A 16503-nucleotide genomic window follows, 5' to 3' on the forward strand; every position below is an offset into this window, starting at 1 on the left:
TATGTAGGTAAAAATTTAATCCCTACTCCTTCGACAGGGCGGAAAGACTTTGCTCCAAGGCCGCGATTTTGGCTTCGGCGTCTGACTGTTTTTTGCGTTCTGCGCTGAGGACGGCGTCTGGGGCGCCGGCCACGAAGCGTTCGTTGCTCAGCTTTTTCTCTACTGAGGCCAGGAAGCCTTTGGTGTAGTCCAGTTCCTTGAGAATACGTTCGCGCTCGGCGGCGGCGTCAATCGTGCCCTCCATTGGGATGAAGAACTCAGAGCTGTCTACCACAAAAGAAAGGGCGTTGTCCAGTTGCTGGTCGGTTTCCTGGATTTCACTCAGGTTGGCCAGTTTGCTTACCAAAGTTTCATATCCCGCAATAGCGTTTTTGCCGTCTACCATCCGCACGTGCAGGGCCAGCTTCTTGGCCGGCGAAAGGTTCTTGCTGTTGCGCACATTCCTAATCTGGCCCACCACGTTGAGCACATACTCGGTTTGCTTGAGCAGGTCGGTGTCAATGCGGCCTTTCTCTGGCCAGGACGCTACCACCAGGCAATCTTTAGGAGCCCGCTCTTTCATGCTGTTCCAGATCTCCTCGGTAATGAACGGCATGAACGGGTGCAGCACCTTCATGAGTTTTTCCAGGTAACCGTAGGTGGTCTGCAGGGTTTCAGGGTCAATAGGTGAACCGAACGCCGGTTTGATCATCTCCAGGTAATAGGAGCAGAAATCGTCCCACACCAGTTTGTAGACCGTGAGCAGGGCATCTGAGATCCGGAACTTCTCAAAATGGTCTTCCAGCACATTGAGGGCCTCGTTGAATTTGGAGTCAAACCACTTAATGGCTTTCTCGTTGGGGTTAGGCAGCGTTTGGTTTACTTCCCAGCCATTGATAAGGCGGAAGGCGTTCCATATCTTGTTGCTGAAGTTACGGCCCTGCTCGCAGAGCTTCTCGTCAAACAGCAGGTCATTGCCGGCCGGCGAGCTGAAGAGCATGCCCGCGCGCACACCGTCGGCGCCGTACTGCTCTATGAGTACCAGCGGGTCTGGGGAGTTGCCCAATGACTTGGACATCTTGCGGCCCTGCCCATCGCGCACGATACCGGTCAGGTACACGTTACGGAACGGAAGCTCCTTGCGGAACTCGTAGCCGGCCATGATCATACGGGCAACCCAGAAGAACAGGATCTCAGGGGCGGTGACCAGGTCATTGGTAGGGTAGTAATACAGGATATCCTCGTTGTCCGGGTCCTTGAAACCGTCAAAAACGGAGATAGGCCATAGCCACGAAGAGAACCAGGTATCCAATACGTCTTCGTCCTGACGGAGGTCAGACAGCTGCAGTTTGGGGTTATTGGTCTTGACGCGGGCTTCCTCCAGGGCTTCCTCTGCGGTGCGCGCCACTACAAAGGTGCCGTCCGGCAGGTAATATGCCGGAATCTGCTGCCCCCACCACAATTGGCGCGAAATACACCAGTCATGCACGTTCTCCATCCAGGAACGGTACATGTTCTTGAACTTGGGCGGGTGCAGCTTGATGGTGTCATTCATGACGTTCTCCAGCGCGGGCTTGGCCATCTGGTCCATCTTGCACCACCACTGCATTGACAGCTTAGGCTCAATCACGGCATCGGTGCGCTCAGAGAAACCAACGTTAGAAACCGAGTCCTCCACCTTCTCCAGCAGACCTTTGGCCTCCAGTTCCTTGGTGATTTTCTTGCGTACCACAAAGCGGTCCTCGCCCACGTACAGGCCGGCGCGCTCATGAATGGTACCGTTGTCATTTAGCACGTCAATGCTGGGCAGGTTGTGCTTCTGGCCCAGTTCATAGTCATTGATGTCATGCGCAGGAGTCACCTTTAATACCCCGGTCCCAAACTCACGGTCCACGTACTCATCAAAGATGATAGGGATGGCGCGGTTCACCAGCGGAATAATAGCTTTCTTACCAGCTAAATGCTTGTAGCGTTCGTCCTCGGGGTGCACACAGATAGCCACGTCGCCCATGATGGTCTCAGGGCGCTTGGTGGCCACGGTGAGCACTTCGTCAGAGCCTTCAATGCCATAGCGCAGGTAATACAGCTTGCCGTTCACCTGCTTGAAATTCACTTCCTCGTCAGACAGGGCAGTCAACCCTTGTGGGTCCCAGTTGACCATGCGCACGCCGCGGTAGATCTGGCCTTTGCGGTACAGGTCTACGAACACCTCAATCACGGCGGCCGTCAAATCCGGCTCCATGGTGAAGCGGGTGCGGTCCCAATCACAGGAGGCACCCAGTTTCTTGAGCTGCTCCAGAATAATGCCGCCGTACTTCTCCTTCCACTCAAAGGCGTATTGCAGGAACTCCTCGCGGGTGAGGTCGCTTTTGTTGATGCCCTTCTCCTTGAGCATGGCCACTACCCTCGCCTCGGTGGCGATAGAGGCGTGGTCGGTACCCGGTACCCAGCAGGCTTCCTTGCCTTGCATACGGGCACGGCGCACCAGCACGTCCTGAATGGTGTTGTTGAGCATGTGGCCCATGTGCAGCACCCCCGTTACGTTGGGCGGCGGAATCACCACGGTGTAAGGCTCTTTCTTAGGATTGGGTTTTGACTTGAAGAAGCCGCGTTCCAGCCAGGTGGCGTACCACTTGTCTTCTACTTCTTTGGGGTTATATGTTTTAGGAATAGACATCTTTAGCTTGTATCAGGTAGCGAGTATCACGTAGCAAGACATATGCTTGTTAATCGACCTCGGGATAAAAATAAAACGCAAAAATAACAAATTAGAAGACTTACGGCTCAGATAATAGAGGTTAGATAGAAGCAATTGAATTACCACTTCGTTTTAGCCTTGATTTTAGGAAAACAGGCCTAAAACGAAATCCAACAAAAAACCCGCACGGGGCGGGTCTTCTGAAATGCGGTTCAAATAAAGCCTATTAACTGGCGGCGTGCAGCCACTCTTTCTTGGCTAACAGGTCTTCTTCGGCCTCACGGTAGTCTGGGTCATCTACGCAGCAGTCTACCGGGCACACGGCGGCGCACTGGGGTTCCTCGTGGAAACCAACGCACTCGGTGCACTTATCTGAGACAATGTAATAGAATTCGTCTGAGATGGGGGGCTGGGGCGCTTTGCCGTCCACGGTTTCTCCGCCGTCAATCTCCACTTTGGTCAGAGAGGTACCATCTGCCCAGGTCCACTGCACTCCACCTTCGTAGATAGCCGTGTTGGGGCACTCCGGCTCACATGCGCCGCAGTTGATACACTCATCCGTTATCATTATCGCCATAATCGTATCTCCTGTTTCTTTTTAGTAATTTTGCACCGGCAATCGGTACGCCATTCCGCGGGCAAAAGTAATACTTAGCGCGCATTGTATCAAACGTTTCTCACGTTTACACTGTTACTCCTTCATGCTATCTTTCAAAAATAGACTTTCCGCATTCATCCAGTTAGGCGATTACGTACGGCAGTTACCCCAGGAGGAACGCGAGTACCTGGCAAGACGGGCCGGGCAGCACAATAACTTCTTTGACCTGCCAAATGTTTCAGCGGCCCTGGATGGCATTGCCCACATGCTGCAGCAAGAGCAACTGGAGAACTGGGTGGCCCAATACAACCTTCCTGAAACGCAACCCAACCCCAAAAAAGTGGGCGTGGTGATGGCAGGCAATATTCCGGCGGTGGGTTTCCATGACGCTTTGTGTATCCTTCTCTCGGGCCATATTCTGCAGGCTAAGCTGAGCTCAGACGACCCCTTTCTCATAAAACATCTTCTGGACAAACTGATTGAGCTGGATGACCGTTTTGGCACGCAGGTACAGTTTGTGGCCATGCTCAAAGAGTCTGACGCCATCATCGCCACCGGCTCAGATAACACCGCCCGCTACTTTGAATACTATTTCGCCAAGCGGCCGCACATCATCAGAAAGAACCGCACTAGCGTGGCCGTGCTCACCGGCTTTGAAACCAAAGAAGAACTTTCCGCCTTAGGTGATGACATCCTGCGGTACTACGGCCTGGGTTGCCGCAACGTAGCCAAGGCTTACGTGCCCGAAGGCTATGATTTCACGCCTTTCTTTGAAGCCCTGGAATACAAGAAAGACGTGGTAGACCACCACAAGTACCGCAACAACTATGACTACAACAAGTCCATTCTGCTGGTGAACGGCGTGCCGCACCTTGACAACGGCTTTTTGATGGTCACGGAAAGCAAGCAGCTGGTCTCTCCTATCTCGGTGCTGTTCTATGAGACGTACGCCAATGACCAGGACCTGCGGGAGAAACTGGCGCAGGTGCAAGAGAAGCTGCAGTGCGTGGTTTCCAAGGAAGGCGTGTGGGAGAAAAGCTTCGCGTTTGGCCAGGCCCAGTGCCCCGCCGTGAGCGACTACGCAGACGGCGTAGATACCTTGGAATTCCTTTTAACCTTATAGGCTGTTTCTAGCCTGTTTTTCTCAAAACTGCCCTAAAACGTAAAGTTCGGGCAGTTTTTTTGTTCGGGGAATAGCTAATTTGCGTTGTCTATCGTTTGACTAAATATTGAATTATTTTTTAATTGGACCTAATATGTTTGCTATGGAAAATGCCGCGTCGTCTTATCCTTTGGTAGAAAAAGAAATCGTTCCTGACCTGCAGTTCAGTACCCAGGATGTGCTCCCAGACGAAGCCTCCCAGAAAAAGCGCCTGCATGACCTGAACCGCGCCAGCCTGCTGGGCAATGGCTACCACGGGAAAGTAGAGATCACGTTTCAGGTGGCCTCCGGCGAAGTCTATAGAATGCAGACCACCATCTGGCAAGCCGACGAAGATTTCACCTCCCTCAAATCTGGCGCCTCATTGCCAACCAAAGCTATTCTGGGAGTGGAGTTCTTTTAATGAAATCCATTTCCCTTTCGGCTCAGCCGATATAAAACAGCAATGCCCCGGTCCTACAACCAGGGCATTGCTGTTTTAGGGTGATAGAGGTGTTTACAGCCTGTTCAGCACTTTCAGGATCAGGTCATCTACCACCTCTTCATGGTTGGCGGCAAACTGATTGGTGATGCGGTTGGCCACAATGGCGTTCAGCGACAATACCTCATGGCCCAGCAAACGGCCCAGACTATAGATACCGGCGGTCTCCATCTCAAAGTTGGTGAACCGCACGTCCTCAAACCTGAAGCTGCTCAGCTTCTGGATCACGTCCTCAATCTTGGGTTGCAGGCGAAGCAATCGGCCCTGCGGGCCATAGAACCCGGGGCAGGTGACGGTGTTGCCATGGATCATATCAAAAGCCAATTGCTCGCGCAACAGATCAGAGCCCTTGGCGCAGTACGGCAGGAACCCAAGGCCCAGCGCCAACTGCAGGTTTACGGCAATCTCGGTTTCATACCCCGTCTCCATGAGCGGATAGAATTGCATAAGCGTATCCAGGCCCAGGGCGTATTCCGTAGCCAGGTGACTGCCCAGCGGCACGTCTTCCTGCAGGGATCCCGAGGTACCGATGCGCACTATTCTCAGAGATATCCGGTCGTCATGTTCCAGGGCCTCACGGCTTACAAAGTCAATGTTCACCAGGGCGTCCAGCTCATTGAACACAATGTCAATGTTGTCTGTGCCGATGCCCGTGGACACCACCGAGATGCGCTTGCCTTTGTAATACCCGGTGTGGGTCACAAACTCGCGCTTGGCCACCTGCACCTCAATGGAATCAAAATGGCGGCTTACCCGTTCCACCCGGTCCTGGTCACCCACGGTGATGATGGTATCTGAGATCTGCTCAGGCAAAAGGTTGAGATGGTAGATGCTACCGTCTGGGTTCAGGATTAATTCAGACTCCGGGATGCGGGCCATAGGTTCATAGTTTTAGGTGGTGGACTTTATAATAGAAGGCTTTCTGTCCCCTATTTAATAGTATGATTTAAAATCATCAAAGCTTTTTTTGTTGCTTCTTCATCTAATCCTTTAAATGAACTTGTCAATACACATTTTTCCAAAATGGAATTTGGCAATCCTCTGATAGAAGAATCATCATCAAGTACTACATAGGTTTCGTCTCCAATTAGAGAGTTTACCCATTCTTGGATTTCATCAGCACGGCTAACTAAAGTACCGATAGTTGTTATCTGGTTAATTTTTGAAACTGAAGTAGAATATATACCCCTCCGCTCAAAAATCTTTCTCCATTCTTGTTCTGAGTAGCTTATCCTGTGAGACGACGTCAGCACAATCTCTGCACCCGTTTCCTCCATAAGCTTTTTCAAGTTTTCTGTAGCAAAGGCGTTGAACTTCATAAAGCCGTCTGCTTCAGACTCCACTGGTCTCCAACTTGGTGTAGTTACCAGAACGCCATCAATATCCAACAGAATTTTCATCAAACGACGTCTTGGCAACTTAAAAGAAAAGCGCCTGACAGTGCTGAAGGGTAGCAACATCAGGCGCTTTCTTTCTATTGTTGTTTTATCTTACAGGGCCTTGGGCTGCTCCGTCTTGCGGCGGTTCAGACCTTTGTACGGGTTGTAGCCGTTGGTGTTCTTCTGGTAATACCCGGTGCCGTCATAGGGGCGTTTGTCGGGGTGCTCCTGGCAGGTGGTGGAGCAGGCGCCGTCCATCTTGGTGCCGCAGCTCTCACAGATGGGCACGTGCAGGTTGCAGTGCGGGTTGGCGCAGTTCACCATCCTCGCCGAAGGCGTCTCGCACACGTGGCACCTGGAAATCACCACCGGATTCACGGTATTCACCTCCACGGCCACGCGGTTGTCAAACACGTAGCACTTGCCCTCGAAGTCCTCACCGCCGGCCTCCATGCCGTATTTGATGATGCCGCCGTGCAGCTGGTACACGTTCTCAAAGCCTTTCTCCAGCAGGAACGCACTCGCTTTTTCGCACTTGATGCCGCCGGTGCAGTACGTCAGGATTTTCTTGCCCTCGTACTTCTCCTTCAGTTCATCTATCTTCTCAGGAAACTCCCTGAAGTTCTCAATATCAAGGGTGACGGCATTCTTGAACTTGCCCATGCTGTGCTCATAGTCTGAGCGCACGTCCAGCACCACCACATCGTCCTGGTCTTTCATGTCCCGGAACTCCGTAGGCGATAAATGCACGCCGGTGCGTTCGGTGGGGTCAATGTTCCGGAGGCCCGCGTGAACAATCTCGGGCTTGTGGCGCACGTGCAGCTTGGTGAACGCGTGGGCATCTGCATAGTCCACCTTAAAGTCGATGCTCGCAAAACGGGGGTCAGCTTTCACGGCCGCCATGTAGGCTTCACAGTCTTCGGTCAGGCCCGAAACGGTGCCGTTCAAGCCTTCAGGAGCGACGATGATGCGGCCCAGCAGATTCAACTTAAGACACAGCAGGTGGTGCTCCTCGCGGAATAGTTCCGGGTCTTCAATTTTGGTGTAGTAGTAATAAAGTAAGATACTGTAGGTTTTCATACGTGCTTAGTTTCAGACTAAGTGTAGTCAATGTGCTAATTGGTTTATGTGCTGATGTGCTAATTTCGGAAACACCAGCGTCTTTGTTTTGGTGCGAATTTACAGAAAACAGGCTGGAAACAGAAAATGACCTTTGTCAGTTCTGAGTCTTCTTGTATTTCAAGATTCCACAAGTCTTACCTCTTGTGTCTTATGTCTAAAATTTAAACGGCTTTGGCCGGATTCCCGAAAACGGTTTGTTTGGCGGGCACGTCGGCGATTACCACGGCGCCGGCGCCTACGCGGGCGTTCTTGCCAATCTTCACACCCGAGACCACAATGGCACCGGTCCCAATAAAGGCGCCCTCGCCTACGGTCACGCCTGGGTTGATCATGGCACCTGGGCCTAACTGCACGTTATCTCCCAGCTCGGCGTGGGCATCTACCACGGCTCTGGAGCCGATGAGGCAGTTCTCGCCAATCTTGGCGTTGGCGTTCACGATGGCCCCGGCCTGAATGAAGTTGCCGTGGCCCAGCCAGGCGTGCTCTGACACGTAGCTGAATTTATGGATGGCGTTGACCGGCACGACCTGATACTCTTCCTTGAGCATTTTCACCAGGCTCTTGCGGGCGGCCATGTCCTCGGCGGCCACGAACACATCGCATTTCTTGCCCAGGAGCTTCAGTATTTTCTCATCTTCGGTGTTGCCCATCACGGTGATCTCGTTCACCTCTTTCTGCTGCAGCGCCACCTGGTCATCCAGGAAACAATACACCACCACGTCATTGCTCTGGAAGGCGTCTAAGGCCAACACGCCCAATTCCTGAGCACCTAATATAATTACAGGGTTCTGCATGATCTTCTTTCAGTTAAATGGTTGGCGGGCCTGGCTTCTTTGAAAGCAAAAGACCCTGAATTTTCTCCCTTTACCGGGAAAGCGATTGGCGTTTTGGACCAGTTTTGGGAAAAATGGGTCTAAAACGGAACAGCCTGCAAAAATAGGCAAAGAAAATGGAATAGGTTAACGCCCCCACCTGATTAGCCCATTGAACCACTTCTGCCAGGGTCCCCATGCCAGCACCACCGTCAGGAAAAACGGTAGCAGCGGCGCGCGGTACCTGAACAGGGTTCCCAGGTTGGGCGTGGGCAACGAAACCAATACCGCCCCGATGAAAAAGAAAACAAGCAATACCACTAAGAAACCCGGCAGACGAGGCCATCGTTTCTGGTACAATAGATACCCTATAGTTATGCTCACCAATACCAGTAAAAGTAAATTCTCCAACCCTGCCAATTTGTAGAACAACGGCGTTGGTTCCCATACAAAGGGCCGGAACAGCATCTGGAACACCGCCTCAGGAGAATATCTTATAAAAGACCAAACATTCGCATCTAACCCCGGGAGCAGCAACAGCGGTTTGGTGGGATCAGACTTGGCCAGCAGATTGGTGTAATTCCAGACAATATGCTGCACAAAAAAATCTAGGTTGAAGGTGGGGTGCGCAAAGGAAGCCACAAAGCCCCCGGTCAGCAGTAGCATACCCCAGACTAGTAATTGCCTCCCCTTCGGCTGCAGCCATTTTACTTGCTTCGTTAGCCATTGCATGAATAGCCAGGAGAAAAGCAGCACCAATACCACCGCAGCCAAAAAGAACTTGATTTTCCAGAGCAGGTAGATGCTGGCCAGCAAAAGGATGCTATTATGCAGATTGACCGCTTTCTCTTTGGCTTGTCCTAATTGCAACACCAACCCTATGGTGAGGCAAAGACTGCCCATAAATACACTGTCTTTGGAGACACCTCCTGTCCAGAAAACCACCGAGGGGAAAAACAGAAAAGCGATGACCGCTGCGGTGCTATACTCTGGAAAATACCGCTGCAACTTGTCTACCAGGTACCAACATCCCCAGAAACTGAACAAGGAGAGATACAAACCGCTGCCCCAGAAGGAACTACCGGTCAGGAAATGGAGGAGGCTCAGTAGTTTCACGAAGAAGAAGGAGTTGGAATACCCCGGCCACCGGGAAAACCCGATGGGCATATCTCCTAGCTCATTGAAAAGCAGTAAGCGTATATATTGATTTGGATCTTCCTGGGCTGCTGCGTTTACCGCACTTGCCTGTTGATGGAACAACCCCATGTCTCCGCCGCCAAAGTATTCTAAGTAGATATACCCTAACAAAAAGCCACCGACTAACTTCAGAAACAGTGCGGGCCAGAAGAAACGCCGCAAGGCTTGGCTCTGCCGGGCCTGGGACCAAAGTAGATACACCAACAGAAAGAAGAAAGGAAGATGCAGCCTGGTCAGTAGGTTCATGCGGGTGATAGGTTCTGTTTCAGCAGGCGGTGCCCGATGCTGCAATGTAAGCATTTCTTGGGAGCACAGTAATTTTGGTACAGCCCCAGCAAGGCCTGGGAGTCGGCGGCGCAGGTGTGCGGGAAGCCAAGCCCGGTATAAATCCGCGTGATTTTGTTCTGTTCCTTGACCAGGCGTTCCAGCAGGGTCACGGCTTTTTCCTGATAGCCGTCATTGCCCTGCAGCCGGCTGTAGGCGACCAGCAAAGGAGCCACCACATTAATCAACAGCCCCTGAATGCTATCGTCTCCAATTCTCTGGTAAAGCTGGGCCGAAGTTCTTCCGGGTGCATAGTGCTCTTGCCAATAAGCCGGCGGGGATTGTCTGAAATAAGTAAAGTAATCCTCCAGGTTATCGCAGGCCACCAGGTCTGCCCATAAGTGATGATGCGCCTGCAGTACGGCCAACCATTGCCCTACCCGAATGGCCGGGAAATTAGCGGGCCTCAGCCGAAGGTAATTCCAGGCGCTCTGGGGCAGCGGGGCCGACAAGCTATGTTTCTGGGTGAGGTATTGATGTTCTTTTTCCAGTTCCTGCAAATAAGCAACCTGCTCCTCCAGCGAAACTAACAAACCAGCCTGCCCAAATACCAAAGCCTCTAGTTGTTTGGGAACGTGCCGGTACCGGTTTATCAGAGAAAGCGGCAACACCTGCGTGAGTTGAGAAAAACCCTGTTGGTTGATCTTGAACCCGAAGCCGGCGGCCATGGTCTGGTACACCGTACTTTCCCAATCTTGCCGGGTTTGGGTGAGGCGCTCCTGAACAAGGTCGGCTTTCAGTTGCAGCCTTTCCAGCAGGGTCTTCTCCATCATGGCCGACTTATAGATACTGTCCACCCGCGGGACCTGCGCGGCGCACGGGATCTCTTCCTGGCTCCAGAGCAATTCCTGGTACTGGGCCTGCAAGGACAAATCCACGCGGCCTTTCAGCTCCAGGGTAGGCATAAGTGTCCCTTCCTCCCGTTGCACGGACTCGTCTTCTTCCCACACCACATGCAATACCACCTGGTTGTATTTAGCGTCCTGCTGGTGCCTGTGCCGTTGCCAGTCAGAGGTCAGTAAGTGCAGTTCCACACTTCCCACCCACTCCGTATCCCCTAGTAATATGCGGGCATTAGAAAAGTCTGGCCCGGCATCTGACCGGTTGTAGAGGCCAGGCGTCCTGACTACTATTTCCTCGCCGGCGGTAGTACGCAGGTTATCTTTCAGGAAGTATTGGTATTGCCAGACGTAGTGGAGGAAATCTTCTTTCATGCAAACAGAAACAGCCTTTCTCGTATCCAGTGCTTCTACGCAAGAGACCGGGAAAGGCTGTTTCTGTTTTAGGGCTCGTTTTCCGGGAAACAGGCCCGAATAACTAAACTTCAGGCTGCAGACATTTCTATTTCGGCAGGTACTCGTTCAGGTAGCGTTCCATTTGCTGTTGCACGGCCATAGCGGCGGCCCGGGCTTTCTCCGCGAAGTCTTCGCCCTGCGACGCGTAGATGATCTGGCGGGAAGAATTCACCAAGAGGCCACACTGGCGGTTCATGCCGAATCGGGAGATTTCCTCCAGGCTTCCGCCTTGCGCGCCTACGCCGGGCACCAGCAGGAAATGGTCTGGCGCGATTTCCCGTACCCGTTCAATATAGTCATGGCGGGTGGCGCCAATCACGTACATCATATTCTCGGCGGAACCCCATTTCTGGCTGTCTTTGAGTACTTTCTCAAATAGGAAATAAGACTTGCCCTCAGACACCACGCTCAGCAACTGAAAATCGTCATGGCCGGGGTTAGAGGTAAGGGCCAGCAGGATTACCCATTTATTGGGGAACTGCAGGAAAGGGGTCACGGAGTCTATGCCCATATACGGGGCCACCGTGAGGGCATCAAAGTCCATCTGCTCAAAAAAGGCGCGCGCGTACAGTTCTGAGGTATTCCCTATGTCTCCTCGCTTGGCATCGGCAATAGCGAAAATATTCTCCGGGATCACGGACAACGTACGGTCCAGGCTCACCCAGCCTTTGGGGCCGTGTGCCTCATAGAACGCGATGTTGGGTTTGTAGGCCACGCACAGGTCCTGGGTGGCTTCAATGATCTGGCGGTTAAACTCAAAGATAGGGTCTTCCAACTGCAGCAGGTGCGGCGGGATTTTTTTCAGATCTGTGTCTAGCCCAATGCATAGGTAAGAGCGCTTGCGCTGAATCTGTTCAAATAACTGGTCTCTGGTCATGGGAATTTCAATCAGGTGCTACCGCAAATCTAACCTGTTTTTGGCTCGTTTTCTGAAAAAAAGGTCAAAAACAGAAAAGGCTCCCGCATTTCTGCAGGAGCCTTTCACTGATTGATAATTTGGTCAGTCCTAACGAAGGTCTACCACTTTCACACCTTTGTATTTGCTCTTATCAAAAGCGAAATAGTTGTTCTCCAGGGGAGGATTGGCGGTAAACTTCTTCACCGAATAGGTGTAGCGGTTCCCGTTCTTGCGGAACATCTTCCAGGACTTGATGGAGTTGTCCTTCTTGCTGATGTGCAGCCTTACTTTGAACACCTGGTTATCGCGGTCATCCGGGGTCAGGTCCACTACGTGCACCGCTTCGCCGCCCACTTTCTCCTCGCCGGCATACACATAGCGGTAGCCTTTCTGATAGAGGGTGTAGATCTGGTTAGGCGTCATTTCCTGCTCTTCGGGGTCAAAGTCTGAGATGGTCACTTCGTTCTCCTTTTTCATGAAGGTCCAGATGGTGGCGCCGTTGTTGATGATCTCCTGCCCGGCCACGGCCAGCCTGAATTTATTGCCGGCCACCGTGATATCGCCGTTGATGGACTCCTTCACCTTGGTGGAAGGACTTTCCAGCGTCTGGGTGAAAGAAACTTTAAAAGCATTCATGGCCTGGTACTTCTTGCTCATGGCATCCAGAATTTTCTGGGCCTGCGGGTCTTTCTGGGCGTTCTGCGCCTGGGCAAAAGGCACTACCAGCAAAAAGGCGAGCAGAAGGGAAAATATTCGTTTCATGGGTTCTTATTTTGTTGAATGAAATGCAGTCATAGTATACTACGGTTGCATGCTATTCAATAACTGTTCCAAACTGTACTCATCCGGAATTAAAACTTCGCGGGCCTTGCTTCCCTCAAACGGGCCTACCACGCCGGCGGCCTCTAATTGGTCTATCAAACGTCCCGCGCGGTTATAGCCCAGTTTCAGGCGGCGCTGCAGTAAAGACGTGCTACCCTGCTGGTGCGTGACCACAATGCGGGCAGCTTCTTCAAACATGGCATCCTTGTTACTAGGGTCAAACTCGGCTTTGTCATTGCCGCTTTCATCACCCACAAATTCCGGCAACAGATACGCATCTGAATAGCCCTGTTGTTCGCCAATGAAATCACAGATGCGGTCCACCTCGGGGGTATCCACGAACGCGCACTGCACTCGTATCAAATCTGAACCTAATGAGAACAGCATGTCCCCCTGGCCAATCAACTGATCGGCGCCGCCGGTATCCAGAATGGTACGGGAGTCAATCTTGGACGTTACCTTAAAGGAGATACGGGCCGGGAAGTTGGCCTTGATGATACCGGTGATCACGTTCACCGACGGACGCTGCGTAGCCACCACCAGGTGAATCCCGATGGCCCTGGCCAGCTGCGCCAGACGCGCGATAGGCGTTTCCACCTCTTTTCCGGCGGTCATCATCAAGTCGGCTAACTCATCAATTACCAGCACGATGTAGGGCATGAACTTGTGGCCCTTCTTGGGGTTGAGGCGGCGCTCCACAAACTTAAGGTTGTACTCCTTCAGGTTACGGCAACCGGCGTCTTTGAGGAGGTCATAGCGCTGGTCCATCTCCATGCAGAGCGAGTTGAGCGTGTTCACTACCTTTTTGGTGTCGGTGATGATGGCCTCGTCGGTATCGGGTAGTTTGGCCAGGAAGTGGCGCTCAATCTTGTTGAACAACGATAACTCCACCTTTTTAGGATCCACCAGCACAAACTTCAATTGCGACGGGTGGCGCTTGTACAGCAAAGAAGTCAAAATAGCGTTCAGACCCACTGATTTACCCTGACCCGTGGCACCCGCCATGAGTAAGTGGGGCATTTTGGCAAGATCGGTGATAAAGACCTCATTGGTGATGGTTTTCCCGAAGGCGATAGGCAGTTCCATCTCGCTCTTCATGAACTTCTCAGTGCTCAGAATGGATTTGATGGACACCATCTCCTTTTTCTTGTTGGGCACCTCAATACCAATTGTTCCCTTGCCCGGGATGGGCGCAATGATCCGGATACCCAGGGCGGCTAAGCTCAGGGCGATGTCGTCTTCCAGGCTCTTGATTTTGGAGATCCGCACGCCGGCTTCGGGTACAATCTCATACAGGGTCACGGTGGGCCCGATGGTGGCTTTAATGGAAGCAATCCCAATGCTGTAATTGCCCAGGGTCTCTACAATCTTGTCTTTGTTAGCTTCCAGCTCTTCTTTAGTCACTTGTACCTTGCCCACGCCGTAGTCGGTGAGCAGGTCAATGGAGGGGTATTGGTAGCGCGGCAGGTCTAGCGTTGGGTCATAATTCTCGCTCACCAGCGTGTCGGCCTCTTCTTCCAAAGGAACCTTGGCAATGGCCAGTTCTACTTCCTCTTCCTCCTCGTCTTCAAAATCGTCCTCCAGCAGCACGTCTTCGTCCTGCTCTACTTCCAGGGCTAAGGAAGGGGTGCTTACTCTAGGGGTAACCGGTAATTCATTGACGGCAAATAATTCGTCCTCCGGCTCTTCTTCCTCCAGCAGTTCATCTTCATCATAATACTCTTCCTCCTCCTCCTGCTCTTCCTGGTTCTGCAGCGCGAACGGCGCCGGGTAAATGGTTTCCTCTTCCTCTTCTTGCTGGGCGGCAAACGAGCCTGATGGATTAGTCATGTGGTTCATGCCCGCCATGGACGGCGAGGCATAGACACCGGATTCAGCTCTGTCTTCCGCGGCAACAGCGGGAGCAGCAGAAGGCCGGGCAATGCGAGGACGGTTAAGCGTAGTGATATTGAAGAAGAACATCACAAAGGCAATGAGCGCAAAGGCCAGCAGCAGACCGGTTCCCCAACCCAGCAGGCTTTGGAGCCACAGGGCAGATTCATAACCAATGGCGCCGCTCATAAACCCGAAATCGGCGGCCGAACTGTTCATGAGCACCAGGTACCCGGCAGTCACGCAACCCCACAACAGCCCGAAGAGGCAAAGGGTCATGACCGATGAGAAAGTGATGGTGGTGCGCCGGAACACAATCCGGTATCCTATGTAGAAAATGATGGGCACAAAAAAGAAGGAGGCAACCCCAAACCAGCGGTTAATGAAGTAGTCTGACACCCAGGCCCCAAACAGACCCAGCCAGTTCTCAGACTCCAGGCCGGCGGCTTTCACGTCCTCGGTGGTCACCGATTCCACAATGCTCTGGTCTGCGGCACCCGTGAACAGGAACGAGACAAAGGCAATGGTCAGGTACAGCGAAGAAAGCAGGAAGAAAAACCCGATGAACAGCTGCAGCCGTCGGTCTTTGAAAAAAGTGAAAGATAGTTGCGGGGTCTGGAAAGGTTTCCTAGGTGCTTTCGGCTCTTTGGGGGCTTTTGTTTCCGTTCTTCCCTTCGGTTCATTCTGCGTGCGGGGCGTATTCTTTGGCCGCGGACCAGTCCCTACTTCCCGTTTATATGTGTTCGTTGCCATGCTGTCTCCAAACTTCAAATCTACACTATTCCGTTCAATAAGCCTTGAACATTTTGGCAGTATATGGTTTATAAAATATAGTATTTACTTCAGCAGGCGCTGGTTAATCTGCTTTATCAAACCCGGCCCCTCGTAAATGAAACCGGTGTACAATTGCACTAAATCGGCCCCGGCCGAAAGCTTGTCCAGCGCGTCCTGCGGGTTCATGATGCCGCCCACGCCTATTATTCTTACTTCCTCAGGCAACTGCTGGCGTAGGTACCGTACTACCTCAGTAGAGGCATGGGTCAAGGGTTTTCCGCTCAGGCCGCCGGCGCCAATCTGGGCAATGCGCTCCGGAGAGGTGGTCAGCCCGGCCCGGCTAATGGTGGTGTTGGTGGCGATGACCCCAGAAAGCTGGGTCTGGACGGCAATCTCCACAATGTCATCCAGCTGCGCCTGGTTCAGGTCGGGGGCAATTTTCAGGAGCAGGGGCTTGGCTTTGCCCTGGTTGCGGTTCTGCAGGTTGCTCAGCAGGTCCAGAAGCGGTTCCTTTTCCTGCAGAGCCCGCAGGTCTGGGGTATTGGGCGAGCTCACGTTTACCACAAAATAATCTACCACGTCATAGAGCGCATCAAAGCAATACAGGTAATCCTGCAGGGCCTGCTCATTGGGCGTGACCTTGTTCTTGCCAATGTTGCCGCCCACTATCACGTTACTCTTCCGGCTCCGCAGGCGCTCCACGGCTTTGTCTACGCCCTCATTGTTGAAGCCCATGCGGTTGATGATGGCGCCGTCTTGCGGCAACCGGAACAGGCGCGGCTTTGGGTTCCCCTCCTGGGCCTTGGGGGTAAGCGTGCCAATCTCAATAAACCCAAACCCCAGCTCCGCGAACTCATCAATCATGCGGGCGTCTTTGTCAAAGCCGGCGGCCAGCCCCACGGGATTAGGGAACGTCAGCCCAAACACCTTCCGCTCCAGCCGCGGGTCCGTTACCTGAAACAGGCTCTTGCTGATAGACTTGGCCAGTGGCAGGTGGTAGGCACTTTTTAAGGCAGCGGTGGTGAGGTGGTGGACCTTTTCAGGGTCAAGTTTAAACAGCAGCGGTCTGAGGAGTTCTTTATACACGGTG

The 16503-nt window shown here is 52.6% G+C and carries 14 protein-coding genes; 2 read left to right on the forward strand and 12 right to left on the reverse strand.

The window, feature by feature from the left end; genetic code table 11:
- Positions 1-22 precede the first annotated feature (22 nt).
- Entirely contained in the window at positions 23-2656 is a 2634-nt protein-coding gene (locus TH63_RS13075; protein WP_048921330.1) for a valine--tRNA ligase, read from the reverse strand.
- Between the two features lie 247 nt (positions 2657-2903).
- Positions 2904-3254, reverse strand: a complete 351-nt coding sequence (locus TH63_RS13080; RefSeq protein WP_048921331.1) for a 4Fe-4S dicluster domain-containing protein — start codon at positions 3252-3254, stop codon at positions 2904-2906.
- A 124-nt stretch (positions 3255-3378) separates the two neighbouring features.
- Here TH63_RS13080 and TH63_RS13085 point away from each other — a divergent pair, with 124 nt between their 5' ends.
- Both TH63_RS13085 and TH63_RS13090 read left to right on the forward strand, forming a co-directional pair.
- Complete coding sequence (locus TH63_RS13085; RefSeq protein WP_048921332.1) at positions 3379-4398, forward strand: acyl-CoA reductase; 1020 nt, start codon at positions 3379-3381, stop codon at positions 4396-4398.
- A 142-nt stretch (positions 4399-4540) separates the two neighbouring features.
- Positions 4541-4840, forward strand: coding sequence for a hypothetical protein (locus tag TH63_RS13090; protein ID WP_076606657.1), 300 nt, complete (start codon positions 4541-4543; stop codon positions 4838-4840).
- A 93-nt stretch (positions 4841-4933) separates the two neighbouring features.
- Here TH63_RS13090 and TH63_RS13095 read toward each other — a convergent pair whose 3' ends face one another.
- The 10 genes from TH63_RS13095 to TH63_RS13140 all read right to left on the reverse strand — a co-directional run bounded on the left by TH63_RS13095 (position 4934) and on the right by TH63_RS13140 (position 16499).
- Positions 4934-5797 (reverse strand): nucleoside phosphorylase, encoded by an 864-nt coding sequence (locus TH63_RS13095; protein WP_048921334.1) that lies wholly within the window; start codon positions 5795-5797, stop codon positions 4934-4936.
- A 50-nt stretch (positions 5798-5847) separates the two neighbouring features.
- The gene (locus tag TH63_RS13100; protein WP_048921335.1) at positions 5848-6318 is read right to left on the reverse strand and encodes an HAD domain-containing protein; all 471 of its coding nucleotides are present in this window, start codon (positions 6316-6318) and stop codon (positions 5848-5850) included.
- A 90-nt stretch (positions 6319-6408) separates the two neighbouring features.
- Complete coding sequence (trhO, locus tag TH63_RS13105; RefSeq protein WP_048921336.1) at positions 6409-7377, reverse strand: oxygen-dependent tRNA uridine(34) hydroxylase TrhO; 969 nt, start codon at positions 7375-7377, stop codon at positions 6409-6411.
- 203 nt (positions 7378-7580) lie between these two features.
- Positions 7581-8213, reverse strand: a complete 633-nt coding sequence (locus TH63_RS13110; RefSeq protein WP_048921337.1) for an acetyltransferase — start codon at positions 8211-8213, stop codon at positions 7581-7583.
- A gap of 165 nt (positions 8214-8378) precedes the next feature.
- Complete coding sequence (locus TH63_RS13115; protein ID WP_048921338.1) at positions 8379-9674, reverse strand: hypothetical protein; 1296 nt, start codon at positions 9672-9674, stop codon at positions 8379-8381.
- On the reverse strand, positions 9671-10966 hold the full coding sequence (locus TH63_RS13120; protein ID WP_048921339.1) for a DUF2851 family protein: 1296 nt from the start codon (positions 10964-10966) through the stop codon (positions 9671-9673). The genes TH63_RS13115 and TH63_RS13120 overlap by 4 nt, the downstream gene beginning before the upstream one ends.
- Positions 10967-11093: 127 nt before the next feature.
- Positions 11094-11924 (reverse strand): orotidine-5'-phosphate decarboxylase, encoded by an 831-nt coding sequence (gene pyrF, locus TH63_RS13125; RefSeq protein ID WP_048921340.1) that lies wholly within the window; start codon positions 11922-11924, stop codon positions 11094-11096.
- A gap of 129 nt (positions 11925-12053) precedes the next feature.
- A complete protein-coding gene (locus tag TH63_RS13130; RefSeq protein WP_048921341.1) occupies positions 12054-12707 on the reverse strand; it encodes a LolA family protein in 654 nt (217 codons plus the stop codon).
- A 39-nt stretch (positions 12708-12746) separates the two neighbouring features.
- A complete protein-coding gene (locus TH63_RS13135) occupies positions 12747-15392 on the reverse strand; it encodes an FtsK/SpoIIIE family DNA translocase (RefSeq protein ID WP_048922827.1) in 2646 nt (881 codons plus the stop codon).
- 84 nt (positions 15393-15476) lie between these two features.
- A complete protein-coding gene (locus TH63_RS13140; protein WP_048921342.1) occupies positions 15477-16499 on the reverse strand; it encodes a quinone-dependent dihydroorotate dehydrogenase in 1023 nt (340 codons plus the stop codon).
- Positions 16500-16503 lie beyond the last annotated feature (4 nt).

The sequence above is a fragment of the Rufibacter radiotolerans genome (genome assembly GCF_001078055.1).
GTDB classification, from domain to species: domain Bacteria; phylum Bacteroidota; class Bacteroidia; order Cytophagales; family Hymenobacteraceae; genus Nibribacter; species Nibribacter radiotolerans.